Genomic DNA, 20,742 nt, shown 5'->3' with positions numbered 1-20,742 from the left:
AAGGCACGTTGGGATGCAGACACAGCCGCTCGTGGCCTTGCGCGAACACCAGACAGAGGCCGTCACGGCTGCGGTCCCGGCCCTCGAGGTCCCGGCGGGTTCCGTCCTCCCGCTGGACGGCCTGCGCACCCAGGTCATCCAGGCGACCGGCAGCGGCAAGACGTATGTCGCCGTACGCGTCGCCCAGGAACTGCGGGCCGCCCGGGTCCTGGTCCTGATGCCGTCGCGGCCGCTGCTGACGCAGACCGCCGCCGCCTGGCGCCTCGCTGGCCGCGCAGGCCCCGCCGTCGGTGTGTCCTCCCTGCGGCAGAGCGATGTCGGCTTTCCCAATACCACCGATCCCGCCGCCCTCATTCATCTACTCAAGGACGCCGGCGGCGGCCCGGTCACCGTCTACGGCACCTACGCCTCCCTCGGCACGATCGAGGCTGCGCATCAGATGGGCCTGGCACCCTGGGACCTGATCGTCGTCGACGAGGCGCACCGCACGAGCGGCCGGATGGGCAAGCCGTGGGCGCTCGTCCATGACAACTCCCGCATCCCCGCCACCGCCCGCCTCTACATGACCGCCACCCCGCGCCTGTGGGCGTCCGGCGAGGACAACGGCGACCAGGACACCGGCGAGAACAGCGCGGCCGGCGAGCTCGTCGCCTCTATGGACGACGACCCGAACGGCACCTTCGGCGCCGTCTCCTACCGCCTCACCCTCACCGAAGCCCAGGATCGGGGAATCGTCGCCCCCTACCAGGTGCTGTGCATCGAGATCCAGGACCCGCACCTGCAGACCCTCCAGCTCGCCGCCGACGGCGACGCTACCGAGGCCGTACGCGCCGCTCGGCTGGCCGCCCTGCAGACCGCGGCGTTGAAGTCCGCGGCCGAGCAGGGCTTTAAGCGCGTGCTGACCTTCCACAGTCGCCTCGAGGAGGCCGAGGCCTTCTCCGAGGGCCTGCACCGCATGGCCACGGCCCAGTACAAGGAAAAGCCCGACCGCTACCCGCACCGCGACACCCTCTGGAGCAGTTGGCTGTCGGGCGACCACAAGGCCGACCACCGCGCGCGTACCCTGCGCGCGTTCGCCGCCGACCGGGAAGGGCCGGCGTTCCTGTCCTCCGTCAAGGTCCTCGGTGAAGGCGTCGACACCCGCGAGTGCGACGCCGTGTTCTTCGCCGACGTCCGCGGCTCCATGCCCGACCTCGTCCAGGCCGTCGGCCGGGCCCTGCGCATGCACCCCGGCGAAGGCAAGCTCGCCACCATCGCCGTGCCCATCCTCCTCGGCGCCAGCGAGTCCCCCGACGAGCTGCTCACCTCCCCCTCCTACGCGCCGCTTGCCAAGCTGCTGACCGCGCTACGCGCCCACGACTCCCGCATCATCGAAGCCCTCGCCTCCCCCAGCACCCCGTCCCGCCCCTCCCCCACCGTCGAGCCGACCGACGACACCGAGCCGGCCGACGACCCCCAGGACGACACGGACGAGCGGGACGACGGCGCTGACGACATCACCCGCGGGCTGCTCTCCTTCTCCACCGCCCACGACCCCCGCCAGATCGCCGCGTTCATCGGCATGCGCGTCCTGAACCCGGAGAAGGTGCACTGGAGGCGCGGCATCCAGGCCGCCACCCGCTACCTCGCCGAGCACGAGGACCTGCGCGTCCCTTACGGCTACCGCACCCCCGCCGACTGGTCCCCCGCAGTTTTCCCGCTCGGCGTGTGGATCGCCGACCTGCGCCGCTACTACCACGAGGGAACCCTCGACCCCGAGCGCATCGAATTGGCCGAGAAGCTCGGCATGATCTGGTCAGAGTTCGACGCCACCTTCGAAGAAGGCGTTGCCGCGGCCGCCGCCTGGGCCACCGACCACCCCCACATCGGACTGGCGGCCCCCACGGATGCCATGCACGGCGACTACCCCGTGGGGAAATTCCTGAGCAACCAGCGAGCCGCCGCCCGTCGCGCTGAGGTCCTCGCTCATCACGAGGCCGCGGGCACCACCCCGCCGGCCAGCACCATCACTCCCCTGCCCGACCGGCGCCGCCAGGTTCTCGAAGACATCGACTCAGGCTGGTGCCCGCCGTGGCCCATCGACTGGCAGCGGCACTTCCGCCTCGCCTGGCACCACGTCCAGACCGGCGGTGCCCTCCCCTCAAAGGCCGGCGAGCTCGTCGTCGACGGCGCGGACATCGGCAAGTGGCTGACCGCTCAGGGCCGCGCCTTCAGCAAACTGACCGTCACCCAGCAGTGGATGCTCAGCGGCATGCTCGGCTTCACGCCCGCCCCCGCCCCGCGCAAGCTCAGCCGCGCAGAGCAGCGCGCGCTCAACCTCGAGGCCGCCCGCCAGTTCCACGCCCGGAAAGGACACCTCGACGTCCCGCGCTCCCACCGCGAGCCCGTAAACGGAACCGAGGTCGGGCTTGGCGCCTGGATCAACAACGTGCGCGCCCGGCAGGCCAACCAGCCCGACGAGGTGAAGAACACGCTCACCGCCCTCGGGATGCGCTGGGCGTGACGCCGGCATCGCGCCGCGCGTAGAAGCCCTCGGGCCCATGAATCGGGCCCATACGCTCGACTCCCCAATTGGGGAGTCGAGCAGTGGCGTTGCTCGATTCGCGCCACAACCACTCCGGGTAGCTTCCAGTGGTCATGGGTTCGCCCCTGACTGATGCTCGCGCGCGGCGGACCGCGACGGCCGATCAGCCTAGCTACTCCTGTAGGCCTCCGTTCTCGAGAGTCAAGGCATCCGGGCCGTCCGTGGCCAGCATCGACATGCCACACTGCTCCCCTGCATGACAGCACTCGCTCGGGAGGGGAAACCCGTGCTGGACCTCGAAGAGAGCCTCGGCCACGTCTGGAACCCGGATGTCCGCCCGCTCATCGGTGAGGCCTACCGTACCTACACCACGGGGTCTGCCCGTGCGTGCATCATCCTCACCTGGAGCGCGGTTGCTTCCGATCTGATCGACAAGTTGAGGCGCCTGAGCGAAGACGGCGAAGGTGCAGCCACCGTTCTCGTCCAGAAAATCGACACGGCGCGCGCCAACAATGACGTCAAGGCCATGCAGGAGGCCGAGAGTTCACTGCTGTCGGTGGCTCGGGACCTTGAGCTGCTGGACTTCGTGGAGGAGCGAGAGCTGGAGCGTCTCAGGGAGGACCGGCATCTCTGTGCTCACCCATCGCTACGTCCCCTCGGAGATTTCTACGCTCCCACTACCGAGTACGCCCGGGCTCACCTTGTGGCGGCGATCGAGGGTCTTTTGATCCATCCCCCGAGTCAGGGCCGCAGGGTCGTGGAGCGCTTCACGCGGCATGTTGCAGACCCGGCATTCACCGGAAGCCAGGAGTACCTGACGCACACCTTCTACGATCAGGTGAAGCCGACGGTGCGCAAGCAGATCGTAGATGTCGCCGTGAAGGTAGCGTGCCTGGAACCCGACGGGCTCCCTGATCCCCCAGGTGCTGACGAGCTTGGCGATCGGATGGCCGACTGTCTCCGTCTCTTCGCCGCGCGCAACCGCAGCCTCGTGGCGGAGTACCTGAAAAAGAACATCGGGCGTCTCGGCGACAAACCTCGAGACGTTCAAGTTCGCGCTGTAGGACGCCTGGGAGACATCGACGTCTTCTGGAACGCGATCACTCCGGCACTCCAGGGGCAGATCGAAGGGCTAGTCGCCAGTACCCAGCGCGGCCCGGCGGAGCCGCTCACCAGCGATGAGATTCGTCTGCTCTCGCTCGTCGGCGTTGATGAAGTGCGTCAGAAGCTGCCCGGCTTCGACGCGGCTTTCACGCGGCTCGATCCAGGGCAGCGGGCGCAGGTGATCAGCGACCGTCCGGGCCGCTACTTCACGAAGTTCCTGGCAGAACTGCTGGGACCCGAGTCCGCGTATAGCTACCGCATGGCGGAGTCGCTGACGCGATTCGCTGTCCTGCCTTGCGCTCCCTACCTCGGTCTACCGGAGTTGGGCGCGCTGCTACAGGCGTGGACAGACAACGGGCAGTGCCTGATGGCCTCTGAGATGCCACAGCACGCTGTGGTCCTCTACCAGAACACCGCACACCTCCGGCCACTCGATGAGCCTTTCTGGCGCGGCTTTGTCGAACGCGTCAGGAGCGTCGTCCCAGAGGACGAGCCGTACTACCGCTACACCCAACTGGCCGCCGCTCTCGGCATGTGAGTCCCTCCTCGAGCGCGACTTCCTGCAACCTGCAGAGGCCCGGAGCGGGAGATTTGAAGCCTTCGGACCCATGAAATCGGGCCCATACGGCCGACTCCCCAATTGGGGAGTCGAGTGCCATCAGCGTGAGGGCGGCCGTCTTCGAGGTCATCTCAGATGGGCGTAGGGATCCAACCCGACAAACTCGATCTTTGCGCGCTCGGCGGCCCACACCTTGCGGTAGCCGGGGTACGTCAATCCCAGCTCGGCGGCCGGCGGCTCTGCCAGGCAAGAGGCGAACAGGCACCCTCTGGGGTGGGGGCAGTTGTCGACGCGCGTGTTGCAGTCGACGCACAGCAGTCCGCGGACCTGGCCGGTGACATGGTCGTGGTCGGCGTGGACACCGGGCAGTGATCTGCAGGTGTGGCAGGCCTCACCCAGCTGCTCGATGAGCCGAGCCCGGACTCGTGCGACCGCTGACGTTCCTAATGGGGCTGGCCACTCGCGCAGATACCCGGGACACCGCTCGGCCTGCTGTGTCAAAGACGGGACACGCTCGACGTCTGTGAGGATCACCTGCCACGTGACCTCCGCGCTCTCGAACCAGACCTCGCCGCGTTCGTACTGCTGTCGACCCAGGGTCGTGCCCGCCCGCAGTGGCGTCCCATCAGACACCCAGGTCACGCTCACCTTGTGACGGACGCGGGTCCCGCAGACCTTGCCGCCCGCAAGCGGCGTGGGCCGTTTGAAGACGCCGCCACCACACAGCACGCCTGCGGAGCCGACCAGATGGAAGCGGCCGTCGTCGCCGAGGACCGCGCGAGCGGCCTGAGCGTCCCAGGTACCTACCGGACGGCGCAGGCAGGGATGGGGCGCCCGTTCGCGTACCCATTCGTCGACGTCTTCGTACGTCATCCACCAAGCTCGCTTCCACAGCAGTGTCTCCCTGCGAGGCTCGGGCAGGTCGTCCAGCGTCACGACGTCCATGGCGTGACCGTAGATGCCGGCACTGACAATCGACGGATCGAGTGATTCACAGAATGTGAATCACTCCGAGTGGGCAGACTCATCGTCATGGCACGTCCCGCCCGAAAGTCGGCTGCTCCCACGAAGCCGCTGCTCAAGCCACCCGTCCGGATCGGCAACCTGGATACGGCAGCTGTCATCGGCGAGTTGCGCCAGCTGCACGAAGACGCCGAGGACGAGAACGTCGGCGGGATGCCAGCGGATGAGGAGCTGTTCGGAGCGCTGCTGTACCTCGAAGCCAGTGCGGGAGCCCTGAAGAACGAAAAGGCGCAGCGCCAGGCGGCGATCGCGCGCGTGAGGATGTGGCAGTACCTCCGTGAGCAGGCCGACCTGCACCAGGCGAGGGCCGTCGAGCATGCGCGGGCTGTGGGCGTTGAGTGGGCCGACCTGGTGCCAGCGCTCGCTGTGAACACCCCGAGCGCGGCGTACAACAAGGCGAAACGCCTGAAGGCCGCCACGCTCACTGACGCCTCCCGCGGCGACCGGCCCGTACGGCGCACCCCGGAAGCCGTCCTCGAGGCCGAGCGGCGGGCAGCTGCCCGTGCCGCCGCCGATCGACGGGCGGAGGAAGAGGCCGCGCGGCGCCACGCACTGCTCGCGCCGGTGGCACTACGCCTACTTGAGCATCGGAGCGGCCTGGACGATGACGGTGAAGTCACCTACTGGCTTGACCAGATCGCCGCTGTGCTGCCCAGCTGCCAAACACCCACCCAGTTGGTCAGCCTGCGAACCTACGTGGAGGCTGCGGTCCGTGAGATGAGGAAGAGGGAGCGAACAACGGGGCGGCCGCCGGCGTCGACCCCGCAGGCGCAGTTCGCCTATGCAGCCGCAGCTGAGGTCGTCACTGGTTGAGCTGTGGGGTCGCCCCGGTCACCCATCAGTAGCTGAAATCAGCCGCTGTGTTTCCCTGCGTTGTGCAGGCGCGGGTGGGGTTGCGTCGGGGAGGCCTTTGAGCGCTTCGTGTGCCTCATAGCCCTCGTACCAGAGGAAATCGAACTCGTCGGTGTCCCCTCCCGAGCATGTCGATGATGGCGAGGAACTCCTCACGGGAGGGCATGAACGTCTTGTCGCGTAGCCACCGGCTCGCCGTTCGGCGTGGTTGGTCACCTGGTCGCTGCGTGCTCGACGGCGTCTAGCGTCGGCGCCCAACTCATCCCAGACAGGCATCAGGAGGACTATTCGGTCCGCCAACCCAGCGCGACTCGCAGGCGAGGGTCACTTCCCACACCCCCACGCTCAGGTTAGTAAACTCACCTCATGGTTACCCCCAGCCCCGCAGGAGACAGGGAGAAGGTTGTCTCCAAGCTGCCGTCCTGGCTGCGCCAGGACCTGAAAGTCCGTGCCGCTCAGCTCGGCGTGGACATCCAGGACGCTGCGTCTCAGGCCATCGAGATGTGGCGTACCACCAACGAGAAACTCGCCCCCGTCGACACGAGTGGGGGAGTTGCCTGGTCCAGTTGGCTGCCGCCGGGGCAGTGGGCACAACTGAAGGAGACCTGCGCCGAACGCAAAGTCCCGCTGGTACAGGGCCTGGCCCAGTCCCTTGCGCTCTGGCTGCGAGAGAATGCCGCTCCCGCCGCGCGGCGCTATGCCCGGCGCATCGTCGTGTGCAACCAGAAAGGGGGCGTGGGCAAGACAGCGGTGGCGGCTGGCATCGCTGGGGCCTGCGCCGAAGACAGCGAGCTCAAGGTCCTGGTCGCCTCGGAAGCAGTAGCCCTGCTCTCGGACGCCACGATCACCGGTGAAGAATTGTCCGGTGACGCCGTTGGGCGGACGCACCAAGACGAAGTCCACCCAGGGCTCGGCCTGAGGGTACTGCTCGTGGACTACGACCCACAGGGGCACCTCACCAACCAGCTCGGACTGCCAACGATCGGCATCGATGAGCCGAGCCTGGCTAAGTACATGGCGGGCACCGAGAAGAGGGGCTCGGTCAAGGATCTGGTCGTCACCTTGGACGACGACCGATTCGGGGGCCGTCTGGATGTAGTGCCGTCCTGCGCAGACGCATTCCTTCTCGACATCATGATCTCCACGGACCGGAACCGGCAGGCCACCCTGGAACGAGTCCTGGAGCCTTTGGAAGCGGACTACGACGTCATCGTCATCGACTGCCCACCCAGCCTTGGAGTCGGCATGGACGCGGCGATCTATTACGGGCGTCGCCGTGAAGACGAAGAGCGCGGCAACTCCGGCGTCCTCATTCCCGTCCAGGCCGAAGACTCGTCCGCCGACGCCTTCGAACTGCTGCTGGAGCAGATCGAGTCTGGGCAAGCCGACTGGCGCATCGAAGTCGACTACCTCGGCCTCGTCGTCAACCTCTACGACGCACGCGACGGCTACGTCATCACTTCCTCCCTCGAAGCGTGGAAGGCGTTCGAAGAGCCGCGGGTCATCGGCGTCATCGGCCGACTCAAAGACCAGCGTGAAGCCGTGAGGAACAAGAAGGCGCTGATGTCGTACGCCCCGACCTGCCAGCAGGCCAAGGTCATCCGCCGGATCGTCAGGGAGATTGTGTGAGCACTCGCCAGAAAGCGGCCGAGCGCGTCGGTGCCCCCGCATTCGGTGGCCCGCAGAGCCGGCGGGGCCGGATGATCGCCACAGTAACGGGCGATCCACCACCCGCCGCCGCCGCATCAGTTCCCACCGCCGAAGTCAGCCTCAACCCCGACAACCCCCGCGAGGAAATCGGGGACGTCAGCGACCTCGTCGACAGCTTCAGCGAAGTCGGGCAGATTGTGGCCATCACCATCGCCACTGTCGACGCCTACTTGGCCAACCGGCCAGACAGGCAAGGCGACCTCGACGAGGGAGCCAACTACGTCGTGATCGACGGCAACCGCCGCCTGAAGGCTGCACGCCAGGCCGGGTTGCCGACCATAAAGGTCATGCTGGGTGATGAGTTCGCCAGCACCGACGAATCCCTGCTCGAGGCTGCCTTCATCGCCAACGCCAAGCGCAAGGGGCTCACGGAGCTCGAAGAGGCCCAGGCCTTGCAGCGGCTGGTCGACTTCTATGGCTCGCAGCACAAGGCTGCCAAACGCCTCGGCATGAGCCAGCCTCTGATCAGTCAGAAGCTCTCCCTGCTTGCCCTCACTCCCGAACTCCAGGCGGACCTTGAAGCCGGACGACGACAGGTCTCCCACGTGCGCAACCTGTCGAAGGTCGCCCCCGAGAGGCAGCGTGAAGAGGCCGACCGACGCGCACAGACCGATGCCGAGAAGAAGCGGCAGCGCGCTGCCGCCAGGCAGGGGGATGCTTCTAGCGGTCCTCTGGGTGATAACTCAGTTATCACCCAGTCCCCGGAACAGTCCCCCACGCACCCCGCTGCGGAGACTGATAACTCAGTTATCACCGAGCCCAGCAGTGAGCACCAGGCTGGTACCGCCGTGGGTGATAACTCAGTTATCACCCACGAGGCCTCAGCTGCGGGTGGTACCGGCAGCACTACTGGATCTTCCGCTCCTGAGCCGGCCTCGACGCTGACGCCTCATCTTCCGTGGGGGAATCCCAAGGCGCTCGACCGGATCCTCCGCGAGCACATGACAGACGAGGACCGGCTCACGCTGGCCAAGCTGCTAACGGAGTGAGCCCCACCCCGTCGCAGCTACCGCACAGATCGTGGGCGACCGGGGCTTCGACTCTGGCGCCCGGTCACCCAGCGCGTCCGCCGTCCCGAGGGACGAGGGATTGCTGGATGCGTGACCGGCAGAGCACAGCTGCGATCAGCAAGAGCCGAGTGGAGGGCGGAGCAAAACCGGCCCCGCCCTCCACGGCAATCCAGCCAGCACCGTGCGCAGGTCCTCCCACGGCTACGGCGTACATGACAGGGTGAAACCTGTTCACCACTGATCCAGAAGGGGAGTACGGGTGGCCGCGCCACTGCAGTTGACTCGGATGCACCGCGTTCTCATCGGCGTGGTCGTGACGGGTGCAGTCATCATCGCCAGCATCGGTTTCGCGGGTTCCTACGCGGCCGTCCGCGAGCTGGCCGTGAAGAAGGGATTCGGGAGCTTCTCCTACGTCTTCCCGATCGGTATCGACGCGGGCATTTGTGTCCTGCTCGCACTCGACCTGCTGCTGACCTGGATCCGCATTCCGTTCCCGCTGCTGCGGCAGACGGCCTGGCTGCTCACCGCGGCGACGATCGCCTTCAACGGCGCGGCCGCCTGGCCGGACCCGCTGGGCGTGGGCATGCACGCGGTGATCCCCGTGTTGTTCGTCGTCGCGGTCGAGGCGGCCCGGCACGCGATCGGCCGGATCGCCGACATCACGGCGGACAAGCACATGGAGGGAGTCCGCTTCACCCGCTGGATGCTCTCCCCTGTGCCCACGTTCCTGCTGTGGCGCCGTATGAAGCTGTGGGAACTGCGCTCCTACGACCAGGTCATCAAGTTGGAGCAGGAAAGGCTCGTCTACCAGGCGCGGCTGCGCTCACGGTTCGGGCGGGCGTGGCGGCGTAAGGCGCCGGTCGAGTCGCTGATGCCGCTGCGGCTTGCCCGCTACGGGGTGCCGCTCGCTGAAACCGCACCGGCCGGGCTGGCGGCCGCCGGCATCACCGAGCCCATGCCGGTCCTCGCCGGGCCGTCACCCGCCGCCGACCCGACGCCCCTGGCACCCGCGAGCGCCGAACATCAGCGGGCTCTGGAAGCCGACGCGTCGACCAAGGACGTCTCAGGCCACCAGGATGAGGGCCAGGCCTCACAGGCGCCGACCCTCGAGGAAGCCGCGGCCGTGCAGCCGGAAGAGCCCCTTGAAGCGGCGGCCGAGGAGGCCACGCTGGGCCTCACGGCGGACTCGCACTCCAACTTCCCCACCGCGTATGCGGAGTACCTCAACCACTACGGCGACCTCCCCAACACCCGCCAGTTCGCCCTCTTCCTCGCCGACAGCTATGGCATCACCGACCCGTCGCACGGCGGCCCGATCGCCGAGAAGGAACTCGTCCCGGTGGTGAAGGAGCTGCGGCGCCGCGTCGAGAACCCGGGGGAGTGGGAGACCGCTCCGTCGGTGACCGATCTTCCCCAGAGCGGGGTGACCGATCCGTCGGTCACGGAGTTCTCGCAGGCCCGCATGACCGATCTGCTCGGTCACGCCGCATCGGTCACTGAGGCCCCGTACGTCGGCGGCCCATCGGTCACGCCGGCCGCCGCACCGCAGGCTCCCGTCGCTGAGCCGGTGCCCACGGCATCGACCGCCGACCAGCCTTCGGCTGGCAACCGCCTCCCGCGGCAGACCGCCCTCGACCTCACGACCGGATCGGTCACGGGCCGGACGAACGGGGACGCGACCACGTGGGAGGCCACGGTGACGGACACCGGCGAGGCCACCGCGCGCGTTCCCGAGCAGCAGGTGGACGAGACGCCAGTGGGGGAGCTGACCGAGGAGCAGCGGATCGAGCGCGTCGTCCAGTGGCTGATCGAGGCAGAAGCCGAAGGCAAGAGGTTCTCCGGCGCCGAAGCAGCTCGCCGCAACCAGGTGTCTCCCAAGACCGGCCAGCGCGACGTCATCAAGGCCAAGGAGATCATGAAGGAACAGCAGCGCGAGCGAGGCCGCGCACACCTGCGGTCGGTGCGCAACACCTGACCCTCCCGGTCGGACAGCGACAGCTCCCACAACACCATCCATGCTTCGGGCCCGGACGCTGATGTCCGGGCCCGGAGCATGTACGGACCCCGGCGCGTTCACGGCACGGGAAGGCCGACCGGTGGCGCTCCGTCCGTCCGGTCGCGCGTCTTGGCCGTGACCGATTCGCCGACCGCTGAGCGCGTGACCGATGGCGGCTGGGGCGGATCGGTCATGACCGATCCGCTGGCGTGACCGATGACCGATAGCCCGTCGACCGGTCATCGGTCATGACCGATCGGCGTGGATCGGTCATGGACCGCCGTGACCGATCCGGCCGTCGCGAAGCGCGCCTTACCCCTCTGTCGACGGCGGCTTGCCCACCCGGATCGGTCACGGCTTCCCGGTCGCGGATCGGTCATCGCTCCTGCGTCGAAGACGCGCGCCAGGGGCGCGCCCGGCACGGGTGCGTACGGCCAGCGGGCCGTGCCGATCAGGCGGCTTGCCCAGGGCGGGGAGGGGCTTGCCCGGGGTTGCGCGGCCCGGTCACCGGGGCTTGCCCACCCTGCCGGGCGGCTTGCCCAGCGGGGGCGTGCCCGGCGGGCCTTGAAATGGGCAAGCCTGTCACCTGCTCTTTTGGGGGTTTGGGCAAGCCTTCGGGCACGCCCCGGTGAGGAGAGTTCACGGCACGAGATCCGAAAGGAGCCAGTGCCGTGCTCGACCTGCGAACCACCACCCCGACCGCCCGCGGGATCTTCGCCCGCCTGGACGCGGAGTGGGCGGAGCTGTGCGAGGACGCGTCCGTACGGGCCGCGGTGGCCGACTGGCTGATGACCGATCGCCTCGCCGACGACGTCGCCGCCGTGACCGATTCCTGGGTGCGCGCCCTCGGCCCGGAGCAACTCCTGGCCGCCCTGCGCCCGAGCCCCGGGGTGCTGTCCGACGCGCTGACCGATGCGGTGCTGCGCAGTCTCCTGGTCCGCGCGACCGGTCATGACCGATCGGCCACGCTCGCCGCGCGGATCACCGTGCAGGCCATGCTCCCGGCCGCGGTGCGCATGACGCGCGGGCAGGTGCGGGGGACCGGCGGACGCACGTGGGACGACGTCGGGCACATCGTGATCGCCGCACTCTTCGAGGTCGCCCGCTCGGGCCGCATCCACACCCGGCCCGGCCGGCCCGCCGCGAACCTCGCCTTGGACGCGCTCAGCCGGGTCTGCCGTGAGCTCGCTGCCGACCGTGAGCCGGCCGGCGAGGACCTCGCGGCCGCCGAGCACCTCGCCGACCCGACCCCGGGTCCGGCCGCGCGGGCCCACGCCGCAGCGATCCACCAGGCCGCGCACGCCGCCGGCCTCACCACCGAAGCGGCCATCGGCGAAGCGGAAGCCAGCAGCGCACGCCTGGAACTCCTCGAACTCGTGCTGGAGGCGATGGAGCACGGCTCGATCAGCCACGCCGACGGCCAAGCGATCGCCTGGCACTACACCACCAGCCCGGTCCCCGACGCGCAGGCCGCGCACCGCGCCGGCACCACCGCCGCCGCCTGGAGGCGCCGCCGCAGCCGCGCCGTCGACCGGCTCAAGTCCCGCCTGCGCCCCGCGGCCTGACCACCACCCGAATCCGATTCCGAGAAGAGACGGAGACCTGCATGCCCACCCGTACGAGGACCCGACTGGACGAGGACGAAGAGCGCGTCACCCGCGCCCAGCGGCTGCTGATCGGCCTGGGCGCCGCCCTGGTCCACACCCCCTTCGACACCACCACCCACGACAAGCTCCGCAGCTTCCTGACGGACGACGCCGCTGAGGTCCTCGCCTCGCTGGAGGCGCTGCGCCGCCGCCCCGAGGCCGAACTGCGTGCCCGCATCGCCGAGCTGGCCGGCCACAACCTGCTGGCGACGGGAGGCGCGGCATGAAGCGCCTTCTCGCCCGCCGTCCCGCCAAAGATGCGCCGGTTGCGGTGGAAGAGGAGTGGGACGTCGACGAGCCGGCCGCGGACGACGACTACGTCGGCGGCTGGTCGACCGGCGCCCGCGCCAACACCAGCGCACTGCTGCGCTGGACGGCCTGGGGCCTGCTCCTGATCAGCCCGGTCCTCGGCGGCGCAGCATTGGCGCGGGCCTCGACGACGTCCACCGCGCAGCCGACCGTGGCAGCGAGTGCCCCGGCCGGCACCGGCTCCCAGGGCGCCGCCGGGTTCGCCACCCTGTTCGTGGCGCAGTACCTGCGGGCGGGGGAGGGCGACCAGGACAAGCTGGCCGCGTACTACCCGGCGGCCGCCGAGCTCCAGCTCGAGGGCGAGCCCGGACGGCGTCACGGCGAGCAACTCACCGTCGTACGGCTGCGGCAGACCGACCCCGATGTGTGGTCGGTGACCGTCGCGGCCCGCATCGTGTCCGACACCGAGCCCACCGCCAAGGAGACGAAGGCAGCCGACACTGCTGCCGGCGACTCCCGCCCCTCGGCCGCTGAGGCGGCCGCGGACAGCATCCACTACTTCCAGGTGCCCGTCGCCGTCGGCCCGGCCGGGGGAGGGGCGACCGGCTACACCGCCTTGTCGATGCCGGCTGAAGTCGCCGCCCCGGCCCGCATCAAGGCCCCGGATCTGATCTACGGGCCGGAGCAGCCGGCCGTGAGCTCCGACCCGCGCACCGAAGCGGTGACCCAGTTCCTGCTCGCCTACCTGACCGGGTCGGGAGAGCTGGACCGCTACCTCGCTCCGGGCACCAAGCTCACCGCGATCACGCCCGCCCCTTACGCCGGCGTGGCCGTCGACCAGATGCGCATCGAAGGCGACCAGGGGACCGAGCCCGTCAGCACTGTGCCGAAGGACGGCACCCGCAGCCGCCTGGTCGTCACCGTCCGCGCCACCGACCACGACAAGGTCCGCGTGCCCCTCTCCTACGCGCTCACCCTCAAGGCCCGCGCCGGCCGCTGGGAGATCGCCGCCCTTGATGGCGCGCCGTCTCCGGCCCTGCCCGCGCAGGCAGCCCCCACCACCGCTTCAACTCCCTGACCGAAGGAGCACCTCGCCATGCAGTCCGTATCCCTCGCCGCCGACTGGATCACCATCGGGACCGGCTTCGGTACCGACATGAAGACGCTGATCTTCAACGTCTTCATTCCGGTGTTGTGCGGCATCTTCGTCCTCGTCGTCGGCTTCAAGACCCGTGCACCCGGCCCGACCCTGATGGCGGTGATCTTCGCCGGGGTCGTGTGGGGTCTGTCCGCGAACATGGCCACGATCAAGGACACCACCGGGGACACCGTCAAGCAGTACGACACCGGCGGCAACACGGTCGTCCAGGGTGACCAGTGAGGCCGGCCGCCGAAGAGCTCGACGAGGACTTCGTCGGCCGCTGCTACACCAAGGCCCGGCGCGCCCCACTGGTCCACGGTGTGGTCCGCAGCGTCAACGGCGGCCCCAACTTCCGGCTGCCGTTCGGCCCGTACACGCTCACCCAGCTCGCCGCGATCGTCCTCTCGGTCGGCCTGCTGGTCCTGTCCCGCCCCATCTGGGGCGGGCACGGTCTGGGCGACGTCCTCGTCCTGGTCCTCGTCCCGTTCGGTGCCGCCTTCGCCATGCGGCACCTGCACATCGACGGCCGTAACCCGGCCGCTGCCGCGGCCAGCGTCGTGCTGATGCTCGCCAGCCCCCGCTGGGGCCGTCTCCACGGCCGGCCGCTTCGGCCCTCTCGCGCCGAACGGGACGCGCCCCGCGTCACCCTCGCCGATCCCGACGTCGACGAAGCCCCGCTGCCGGCACCGGCCCGGGCAGCACAGCCCCGGCGGCCGGCGGCCCAGACCGCCCCGCCGCCGGCGGCGCGAGCGGCGGCGCCTGCGCCCATGGCGTCGGGGGTGCAGGCCCTGCTCGCCCGCCGTACCCCGACGGCACACACCGACCTGGAGAACTAATGCGTCTGCCGATCCGGCACATTGCCAAGAACCTGATCTTCACCACGTCCGGCACCGTCTGGGCGGTGTGGCGGGTGGCGGCCGCCAACTACTCCCACGCCCCGCAGGCAGCGAAGAAGCGCCGGCTGAAGGCACTGGAATCGCTGTTCAAGTCGCTCACCGGCGAGCCGATGCTGCTGAGCCTGTGCCCGCAGGTCGACCCGATCGCCGTCGTACGCGCGATGGTCGCCGACGTCGACCTCGCCCGAAGCCCGCGCTACGAGCAGCTCGGCCACGCCGTCCTCGACCAGCTCGAGGCGATGGAACTGACCGGGCGCACCGACTGGCTCGCCGTCCCGCTGCCGGCCACCTCACAAAAGGACATGCTCGCCGCCGCGTTCCGCGCCGCGCGGGCCGAAGTGTCCACCGCGCTCGGCCTGATGCCCGCCCCGATCAGCACCAGCGAGATCGCCGAGCGGGCCGCGCAGGCCGAGCGGATGCAAGCCCGCTGGCCCACCGGCGTGGCGATGCGGCCCGCGACCGAGGCGGAGATCCTGTGGATCTACGGGCACAGCGCGCGGCGCGGGCTGGCCGAGCCGTTCCTCCCGGACGGCACCGAGCCGGCCGTGCGCGGCCGCGGCCGCACGGTCGCCGCCCTCGGCGAGATGCTCCTGGCCGAGGGCGGCACAGACTTCAACACCCGCCGCCCGGTCCCCGGCAACCCCTTCCAGCGCCGGTACCTGCAGGTGTCCAGCGAATGGGGCGACTCCTACCAGGCGATGCTCGCCCTGTCCGAGATGCCGGAGGCCTTCGCTCTGCCCGGCGCCGCCTACCTGCAGCAGCTGGACGACCTGGCCTACCCCGTGGACTGGGCGGCCCGCCTTGTCATCACCCCCGGCCGCAAGGCCGAGGCCAAGAGCCGCCGCCGCGCACGGCACCTGCGCTCCCAGGCCGCCGAGTACGAGGGCGACCCGGCCGGCCCGCCCGCCTCGATCGCTAAGAACGAGGCCGACAACGACGAATTCCGTGAGCGGATCTCTTCCTCCGAACGCGAGGTGGAGATCCAGGCCATGGTGACGCTCGCTGTATGGGGAGCAAGCCCCGACGACGTGCAGGACCGGGCGGCCGCGCTCGCGCACGACTTCGGCGCCACCGACTACACCTTCGCCCGGCCGGTGGGGGAGCAGGCCAACCTGTGGCGGGCCATGCTGCCCGGCTGCCGCACCCCGCGTGTGCTGACCGGCTACGCCCAGACCCTCCTCGCGCACGACTTCGCCCTGTCGATGCCCTGGTGCGGAAGCGCGCTCGGCGACGACCGCGGAGGGCTGTTCGGGCTGCAGCTCGCCTCCGGCGGCGCCCGGCCCGTCCTGGTCGACCCCGCCCGCGGCCCCCGCGAGAATGCCTCCGCGTCCATGGCGTTCATCGGTGAGCTCGGCGCCGGCAAGTCCGTCGGGCTGAAGACGGCCGTCTACAACGTCCTCGCCCGCGGCCACCAGCCGGGCAAGCCCAACTCCCGCGGCCGCGCCGTCATCGTCGACCGCACCAAGGAAGAGGAGTGGGTGCGGTTCGCGAAGGCCTGCCCCGGCACCACCCAGGTCATCCGCATTGACCAGCAGGCCGAAGTCAGCCTCGACCCGCTGAGGTTGTTCAACGCCGACAGCCCGAAGATCGCCGCCCGGTTCTGCGAGAGCTTCTTGACCCTGCTGCTCGGCGTCAAGCCGATGGAGCTCGAGGGCGTCGCCTTGTCTGAAGCCGTCGAAGCGGTCCTGGCACGGCCCAACCCGTCGATGCGCGCCCTCGTCGACGAGCTCACCGACCGGGGAAAGACCGATGACCCGGCGGCCCGCGCCCTGGCCCGCAAGCTGAAGGCCGTGGCCCGCAAGGACCTCGCCGCGGTGGTCTTCGACGACACGCTGCCCGTCGTCGACACCCGCCGCGCCGACGCCGTCGTCTTCGCCGTCAACTCCCTCCAGCTGCCCAAGAAGGCCGAGCTCGCCAGCGACCACCGCATCGAACGCCTGGAGTTCGAGAAGGTCCTGGGCCGCGCCGTCATGTATCTGATCGCCGCCGTGGCCCGCGAGACCGCCATGGCCTCCAAGGAGGAGTTCGCGGTCGCCGTCTTCGACGAGTGCTGGTACCTCACCAGCTCCGACGAAGGCCTGGAACTGCTGCTGGAGCTCATGCGCGACGGCCGCAAGCACAACGCCGCCGCCTACGTCGGATCCCACGACCCCGACGACATCGGCCCCGCCGGCTCCGAAAAGGGCGCCATCATCCGCGGCCTGATCCCGCACCGGCTGATGTTCCGGCAGACCACCCGAGCCCTCGCCGTACGGGGACTCGACTTCCTGGGCGTCGACTCCACCGACCCCGACCTCCTCGACCTGGTCACCTCCGGGCTGTCCCCGATTGACCTGCCCGAGGAAGAGCGCATCGCCCGCGCCGGCGAATGCCTCTACCGCGACCTCGCCGGCCGCGTCGGGCTGATGAAGGTCCTCATCCCCTTCGACGCCGCTGTGGCCCGCGCCATCCACACCACGCCCAGCGACTACCGGGCCGCAGCATGAGGGCGATCAGACTCTGGCGGATCCGGCTGCGCGCCCTGGGCAATGCCCGGCTGCGCATAGCGGTGCTGTTCGCCGCCATCGCCGCTACCACCCTGACCCTGCTCACCTCCCTGCCTGCGCACGCCGCCCCCACGCCGACACCGACGCCGAGCGCCACTGCCACCACCCCGAACGCGGGCAATACGCCGAGCCAGAAGGAACTCGAAGAAGCCCAGCGGTTCATGGAGGAGGCCAACGAGAAGTTCTCGAAGTCGGCGCAGGCCGCGCTGAGGGAGGCCATGGCGGACGACGTCCGCAAGCAGCTGCCCGACGAGGGCGGCATCCTCGGCGTCTTCAACGTCACCGACGCCAACAACCTGCCGATCAGCGTCTACACCGTGAAGTCGGACACCGGTGGCTGGACCCGCTGGGACCTGGGGATCATGAACCTCCTCGCCGAGGGCTGCTTCATGGTCACCAAGTGGCTGATCGCGTTCTGCTGCTGGTTGATCGGCTGGACGCTGTCCTTCGGCCTGGCCAAGCTGCTGCTCTCCCCGGCCCTGGCCATCGCCAACTCCCTGCACAGCCGCGTGATCATGGAGATGGGGCTGCCCAGCCTGTTCCTCGCGATGTGCGCACTGATCTGCACCTGCCGGATCTTCTTCGGGGACCGCGCCAAGGGCTGGGGCGACGCCGCCCTGTCCATCGTCCTCGCGGCGCTGACCACGACGCTGCTGTCCTCCACCCCGCAGACCCTGCTGGGGGAGGACGGCGCGATCGCCGTCACGCGCGGCTTCGCGCTCGAGGTCGCCGACGTCATCCTCGACGCCGACCCCACCACGCCCTGGGCCAACAACGACGTCAACACCCCCGCCACCTCGTACACGTTGACGCGGCCCCTGACCGATGCGCTCACCGACGCCTTCATCGTCAAGCCGGCCATGCTGCTGCAGTACGGGCAGGTCTTCGAGGGCAAGTGCGCCGTCGAGTACTCCCAGAAGCGGATCGAGCAACTCGCCTTCGACCGCGAGGTCGACAAGGTCGTCAAGAAGGTCACCGACCTCCACCGAGAGATCGACTTCACCCCCGACGACGTCCTCACCAGCGGGATCCGCTGGCAGGAGGAATGGGCCATCAAGTGGGCCGTGAACCACTACGGCGGCGTCCCGATGGAGGACTTCGAAGAGGACTGCGTCAAGGGCGACATCAACGCCGCGAAGCAGGCCAGCCTCGACAAGCTTGGCGGTGCCTTCTTCCTCCTGATCGCTTCGATCATCGTGACCGTCCTCATCGTCGGTCTCGCCGGCAACTTCCTCACCGCCCAGTGCGCCCTCGCCTGGGATGCGATCCGCGGCGAACCCGCCCTGATCGCCGGCACTATCCCCGGCATCGGCCGCGCCTTCCTCTGGGACTGGGCAGCCTCCGTGTGGCGCCGCCTGGCGCAGATGCTCATCGCGGTCACCTCGCTCGCGGTGTTCATCATCATCCTCAAGACGGTCCTCGACCCCGTACAAACCGACTGGGGACGCGAGCTGACCCTGCGATTCCTCGCCGTCGACGTCGTATGCATCGCCGCAGTCAAGAAGCGCAAGACACTCCAGGCCCGCACAACACAGATCGCAAACAACCTCAAGGCCAAGCTCTCCAGCGGCCGCATCGGCGGCACCCACGGCAGCATCTTCACCCCCGCCGCCACCCCGATCCCCAAGTCTCAGCACCTGGGCCGCAAGGCGGCCCGAGGCCTGGTCCGCGGCGCCCTGGCCACCACCGCGCTGGCCACCGGGAACCCACTGACCGCGATCGGCTACGCGATGCCGCAGTCCATCGGAGCGACCGCACTGATGTCCCGTCTCAGCCGTGGCCACGGCCGGGCCCGGCCCCGCAACGCGCGCCCCGCCGGACGGCCCGGACGCCCCGCCCCCGGGACACCGCCACCGGCGCCTGCCCCCGCCCCGCAAAACCAGGGGGTGCCGCCCGGATCACATCCGCAGCCCTTGCCGCCCGTGTCGCCGTCGTCGACCGGCGCGCCCGCGACCCCGCCGCGCCCGACCACCGCTCCGCCCCGGCCGTCCTCGCCGCCGCGGCCTTCGCGTCCGCCGCGGCGGACGCCGCCCCCGCGCCCGACTCACCGGCCAGGCAGCACATCCGCCCGCCCGTCCGGCACCCGGCAGGGCAGCAGCCCGAACCGGCACCGGCCCCGCCACCAGCCTCCGACTCAGCCGGCCAACTCGGCGCGACAGCAGCAGCTGCGGCGCCGTCTGGACCGCGGGATCCGCCGGACGCCGCCCACGCCCCGGCGCAGCCTGCAGCCCAACCGGGCCTCCCAGGACGACTACGAGGCATACCTGAACGAGCTGGAAGAGGCAGAGCTGCAGCGCCGCGCAGCGGGTGACGCCGACGATGAGTAGCCGCACGAAGAAGTGGCTGGGTGGAAGCCTCGCGCTGTTCCTGCTCGGCGTGGTCCTCATGTCAGGAGTCGCTTCGTACGTCGTTCAGGCCGGCGAAGAAGCCGAAGCGCAGACCGCCGCCGCCCAGCTCCAGTGCGAGGGGCCGGGCGGCGCGGGCCTGGACGCCGACACCGCCCAGCTCGCCGAAAAGGTCAGCGCCCTGGTCTCCGGTAGCAGCGACGTGAAGGTGTCCGGGCTGCCGTACCCGAAGGAGCAGCTCCCCAACGCGAAGGTCATCGTGGCGACGGGGATCCAGCTCGGGATCCCGGCCCGTGGTCAGGTCGTCGCGCTCGCGACAGCCCTGCAGGAGTCCGCCCTGCGCAACCTCGACCACGGTGACCGGGACTCCGTGGGCCTGTTCCAGCAGCGGCCCTCCCAGGGCTGGGGCACCCGCGAACAGATCATGGATCCCGTCTATGCGAGCAAGAAGTTCTACAACGCCCTGAAGTCGGTCAAGGGCTGGGAGTCGATGCCGGTCACGGTTGCCGCGCAGAAGGTGCAAAAGAGCGGTTACAAGGAGGCGTACGCCAAGCACGAGCCGCTGGCGACCGCGCTGCAGAAGGCCATCGCTCCCACCCTCGGTGCTTCCGTGGACAGCCCCACTGGAGCGGTCGCCAACCCGTACGGACTGAACTGCACTACCGAGACCGACGGTTCGCAGTACGGGACGATCGAGGCCGGCAAGCTGCCCGACGGCTACCAAATCCCCGCCACCGCCAAGCCCGCCGCCCGGGCCGCGATCCAGTGGGCCCTGCAGCAGCTCGGCACTCCCTACCAGTGGGGCGGCAGCTGCACGGATCCGCACGGCGACGATCCCAGCAGGCGGTGCGACTGTTCCTCGCTGATGCAGCGCGCCTATGGTGTCGCCGGCATCCAGATCACCCGCACCACCTACACCCAGATCCACGACGGGCGGGCGGTGCCCGCGAACGCCAAGTCCCTCCAGCCCGGCGACCTCGTTTTCACCGAGGGTTCCGCGTCCCGGCCGGAACACGTGGCGATGGCGATCGGCGACGGACTCCTCGTACACGCGCCCAGGCCTGGCCGCGTGGTTGAGGTCGCCAAGGTCGCCACGCACGGCACCATCCTCGTCGTACGGCGGATCGTCTAGTGGCAGGCG

At 69.5% G+C, this 20,742-nt stretch carries 15 protein-coding genes; 14 read left to right on the top strand and 1 reads right to left on the bottom strand.

The features are described 5' to 3' along the window. The first annotated feature begins 13 nt into the window (after positions 1 to 13). Together ACIBBH_RS32915 and ACIBBH_RS32910 are read left to right on the top strand one after the other, a co-directional pair. On the top strand, positions 14 to 2,503 hold the full coding sequence (locus tag ACIBBH_RS32915) for a Helicase associated domain protein (protein WP_399410951.1): 2,490 nt from the start codon (positions 14 to 16) through the stop codon (positions 2,501 to 2,503). Between the two features lie 307 nt (positions 2,504 to 2,810). Then, complete coding sequence (locus ACIBBH_RS32910) at positions 2,811 to 4,166, top strand: hypothetical protein (RefSeq protein ID WP_399410949.1); 1,356 nt, start codon at positions 2,811 to 2,813, stop codon at positions 4,164 to 4,166. 147 nt (positions 4,167 to 4,313) lie between these two features. Here ACIBBH_RS32910 and ACIBBH_RS32905 read toward each other — a convergent pair whose 3' ends face one another. Then, positions 4,314 to 5,132: an endonuclease domain-containing protein gene (locus tag ACIBBH_RS32905; protein WP_399410947.1), complete on the bottom strand. Its 819-nt coding sequence runs from the start codon at positions 5,130 to 5,132 to the stop codon at positions 4,314 to 4,316. Between the two features lie 87 nt (positions 5,133 to 5,219). Here ACIBBH_RS32905 and ACIBBH_RS32900 point away from each other — a divergent pair, with 87 nt between their 5' ends. From ACIBBH_RS32900 to ACIBBH_RS32845, 12 genes are all read left to right on the top strand, one after another. Beyond that, positions 5,220 to 6,023 (top strand): hypothetical protein, encoded by an 804-nt coding sequence (locus tag ACIBBH_RS32900; RefSeq protein ID WP_399410945.1) that lies wholly within the window; start codon positions 5,220 to 5,222, stop codon positions 6,021 to 6,023. Between the two features lie 405 nt (positions 6,024 to 6,428). Further along, on the top strand, positions 6,429 to 7,691 hold the full coding sequence (locus ACIBBH_RS32895) for a ParA family protein (protein WP_399410942.1): 1,263 nt from the start codon (positions 6,429 to 6,431) through the stop codon (positions 7,689 to 7,691). Beyond that, entirely contained in the window at positions 7,688 to 8,761 is a 1,074-nt protein-coding gene (locus ACIBBH_RS32890) for a ParB/RepB/Spo0J family partition protein (RefSeq protein ID WP_399410940.1), read from the top strand. Before ACIBBH_RS32895 ends, ACIBBH_RS32890 begins: the two co-directional genes overlap by 4 nt. Positions 8,762 to 9,041: 280 nt before the next feature. Continuing rightward, positions 9,042 to 10,757 carry a DUF2637 domain-containing protein gene (locus ACIBBH_RS32885; RefSeq protein ID WP_399410938.1) on the top strand — a complete coding sequence of 572 codons (1,716 nt, stop codon included), beginning with the start codon at positions 9,042 to 9,044 and terminating at the stop codon, positions 10,755 to 10,757. A 692-nt stretch (positions 10,758 to 11,449) separates the two neighbouring features. Then, positions 11,450 to 12,343 carry a hypothetical protein gene (locus ACIBBH_RS32880; RefSeq protein ID WP_399410936.1) on the top strand — a complete coding sequence of 298 codons (894 nt, stop codon included), beginning with the start codon at positions 11,450 to 11,452 and terminating at the stop codon, positions 12,341 to 12,343. Positions 12,344 to 12,384: 41 nt separating this feature from the next. Further along, positions 12,385 to 12,651: a hypothetical protein gene (locus ACIBBH_RS32875; protein WP_355858445.1), complete on the top strand. Its 267-nt coding sequence runs from the start codon at positions 12,385 to 12,387 to the stop codon at positions 12,649 to 12,651. After that, positions 12,648 to 13,751 carry a conjugal transfer protein gene (locus ACIBBH_RS32870; protein ID WP_399410934.1) on the top strand — a complete coding sequence of 368 codons (1,104 nt, stop codon included), beginning with the start codon at positions 12,648 to 12,650 and terminating at the stop codon, positions 13,749 to 13,751. The genes ACIBBH_RS32875 and ACIBBH_RS32870 overlap by 4 nt, the downstream gene beginning before the upstream one ends. A gap of 18 nt (positions 13,752 to 13,769) precedes the next feature. Beyond that, positions 13,770 to 14,054 (top strand): hypothetical protein, encoded by a 285-nt coding sequence (locus tag ACIBBH_RS32865; RefSeq protein ID WP_399410932.1) that lies wholly within the window; start codon positions 13,770 to 13,772, stop codon positions 14,052 to 14,054. Further along, positions 14,051 to 14,650, top strand: a complete 600-nt coding sequence (locus tag ACIBBH_RS32860) for a hypothetical protein (RefSeq protein WP_399410931.1) — start codon at positions 14,051 to 14,053, stop codon at positions 14,648 to 14,650. The genes ACIBBH_RS32865 and ACIBBH_RS32860 overlap by 4 nt, the downstream gene beginning before the upstream one ends. Further along, entirely contained in the window at positions 14,650 to 17,196 is a 2,547-nt protein-coding gene (locus ACIBBH_RS32855; protein ID WP_399410929.1) for an ATP-binding protein, read from the top strand. The genes ACIBBH_RS32860 and ACIBBH_RS32855 overlap by 1 nt, the downstream gene beginning before the upstream one ends. Continuing rightward, positions 17,193 to 19,583, top strand: coding sequence for a hypothetical protein (locus ACIBBH_RS32850; RefSeq protein ID WP_399410927.1), 2,391 nt, complete (start codon positions 17,193 to 17,195; stop codon positions 19,581 to 19,583). Before ACIBBH_RS32855 ends, ACIBBH_RS32850 begins: the two co-directional genes overlap by 4 nt. After that, positions 19,576 to 20,733: a C40 family peptidase gene (locus ACIBBH_RS32845; RefSeq protein ID WP_399410925.1), complete on the top strand. Its 1,158-nt coding sequence runs from the start codon at positions 19,576 to 19,578 to the stop codon at positions 20,731 to 20,733. The genes ACIBBH_RS32850 and ACIBBH_RS32845 overlap by 8 nt, the downstream gene beginning before the upstream one ends. Positions 20,734 to 20,742 lie beyond the last annotated feature (9 nt).

It is taken from the genome of Streptomyces sp. NPDC051636 (assembly GCF_044453765.1).
Taxonomy (GTDB): domain Bacteria; phylum Actinomycetota; class Actinomycetes; order Streptomycetales; family Streptomycetaceae; genus Streptomyces.
This window is presented reverse-complemented; position numbering and strand designations above follow the sequence as displayed.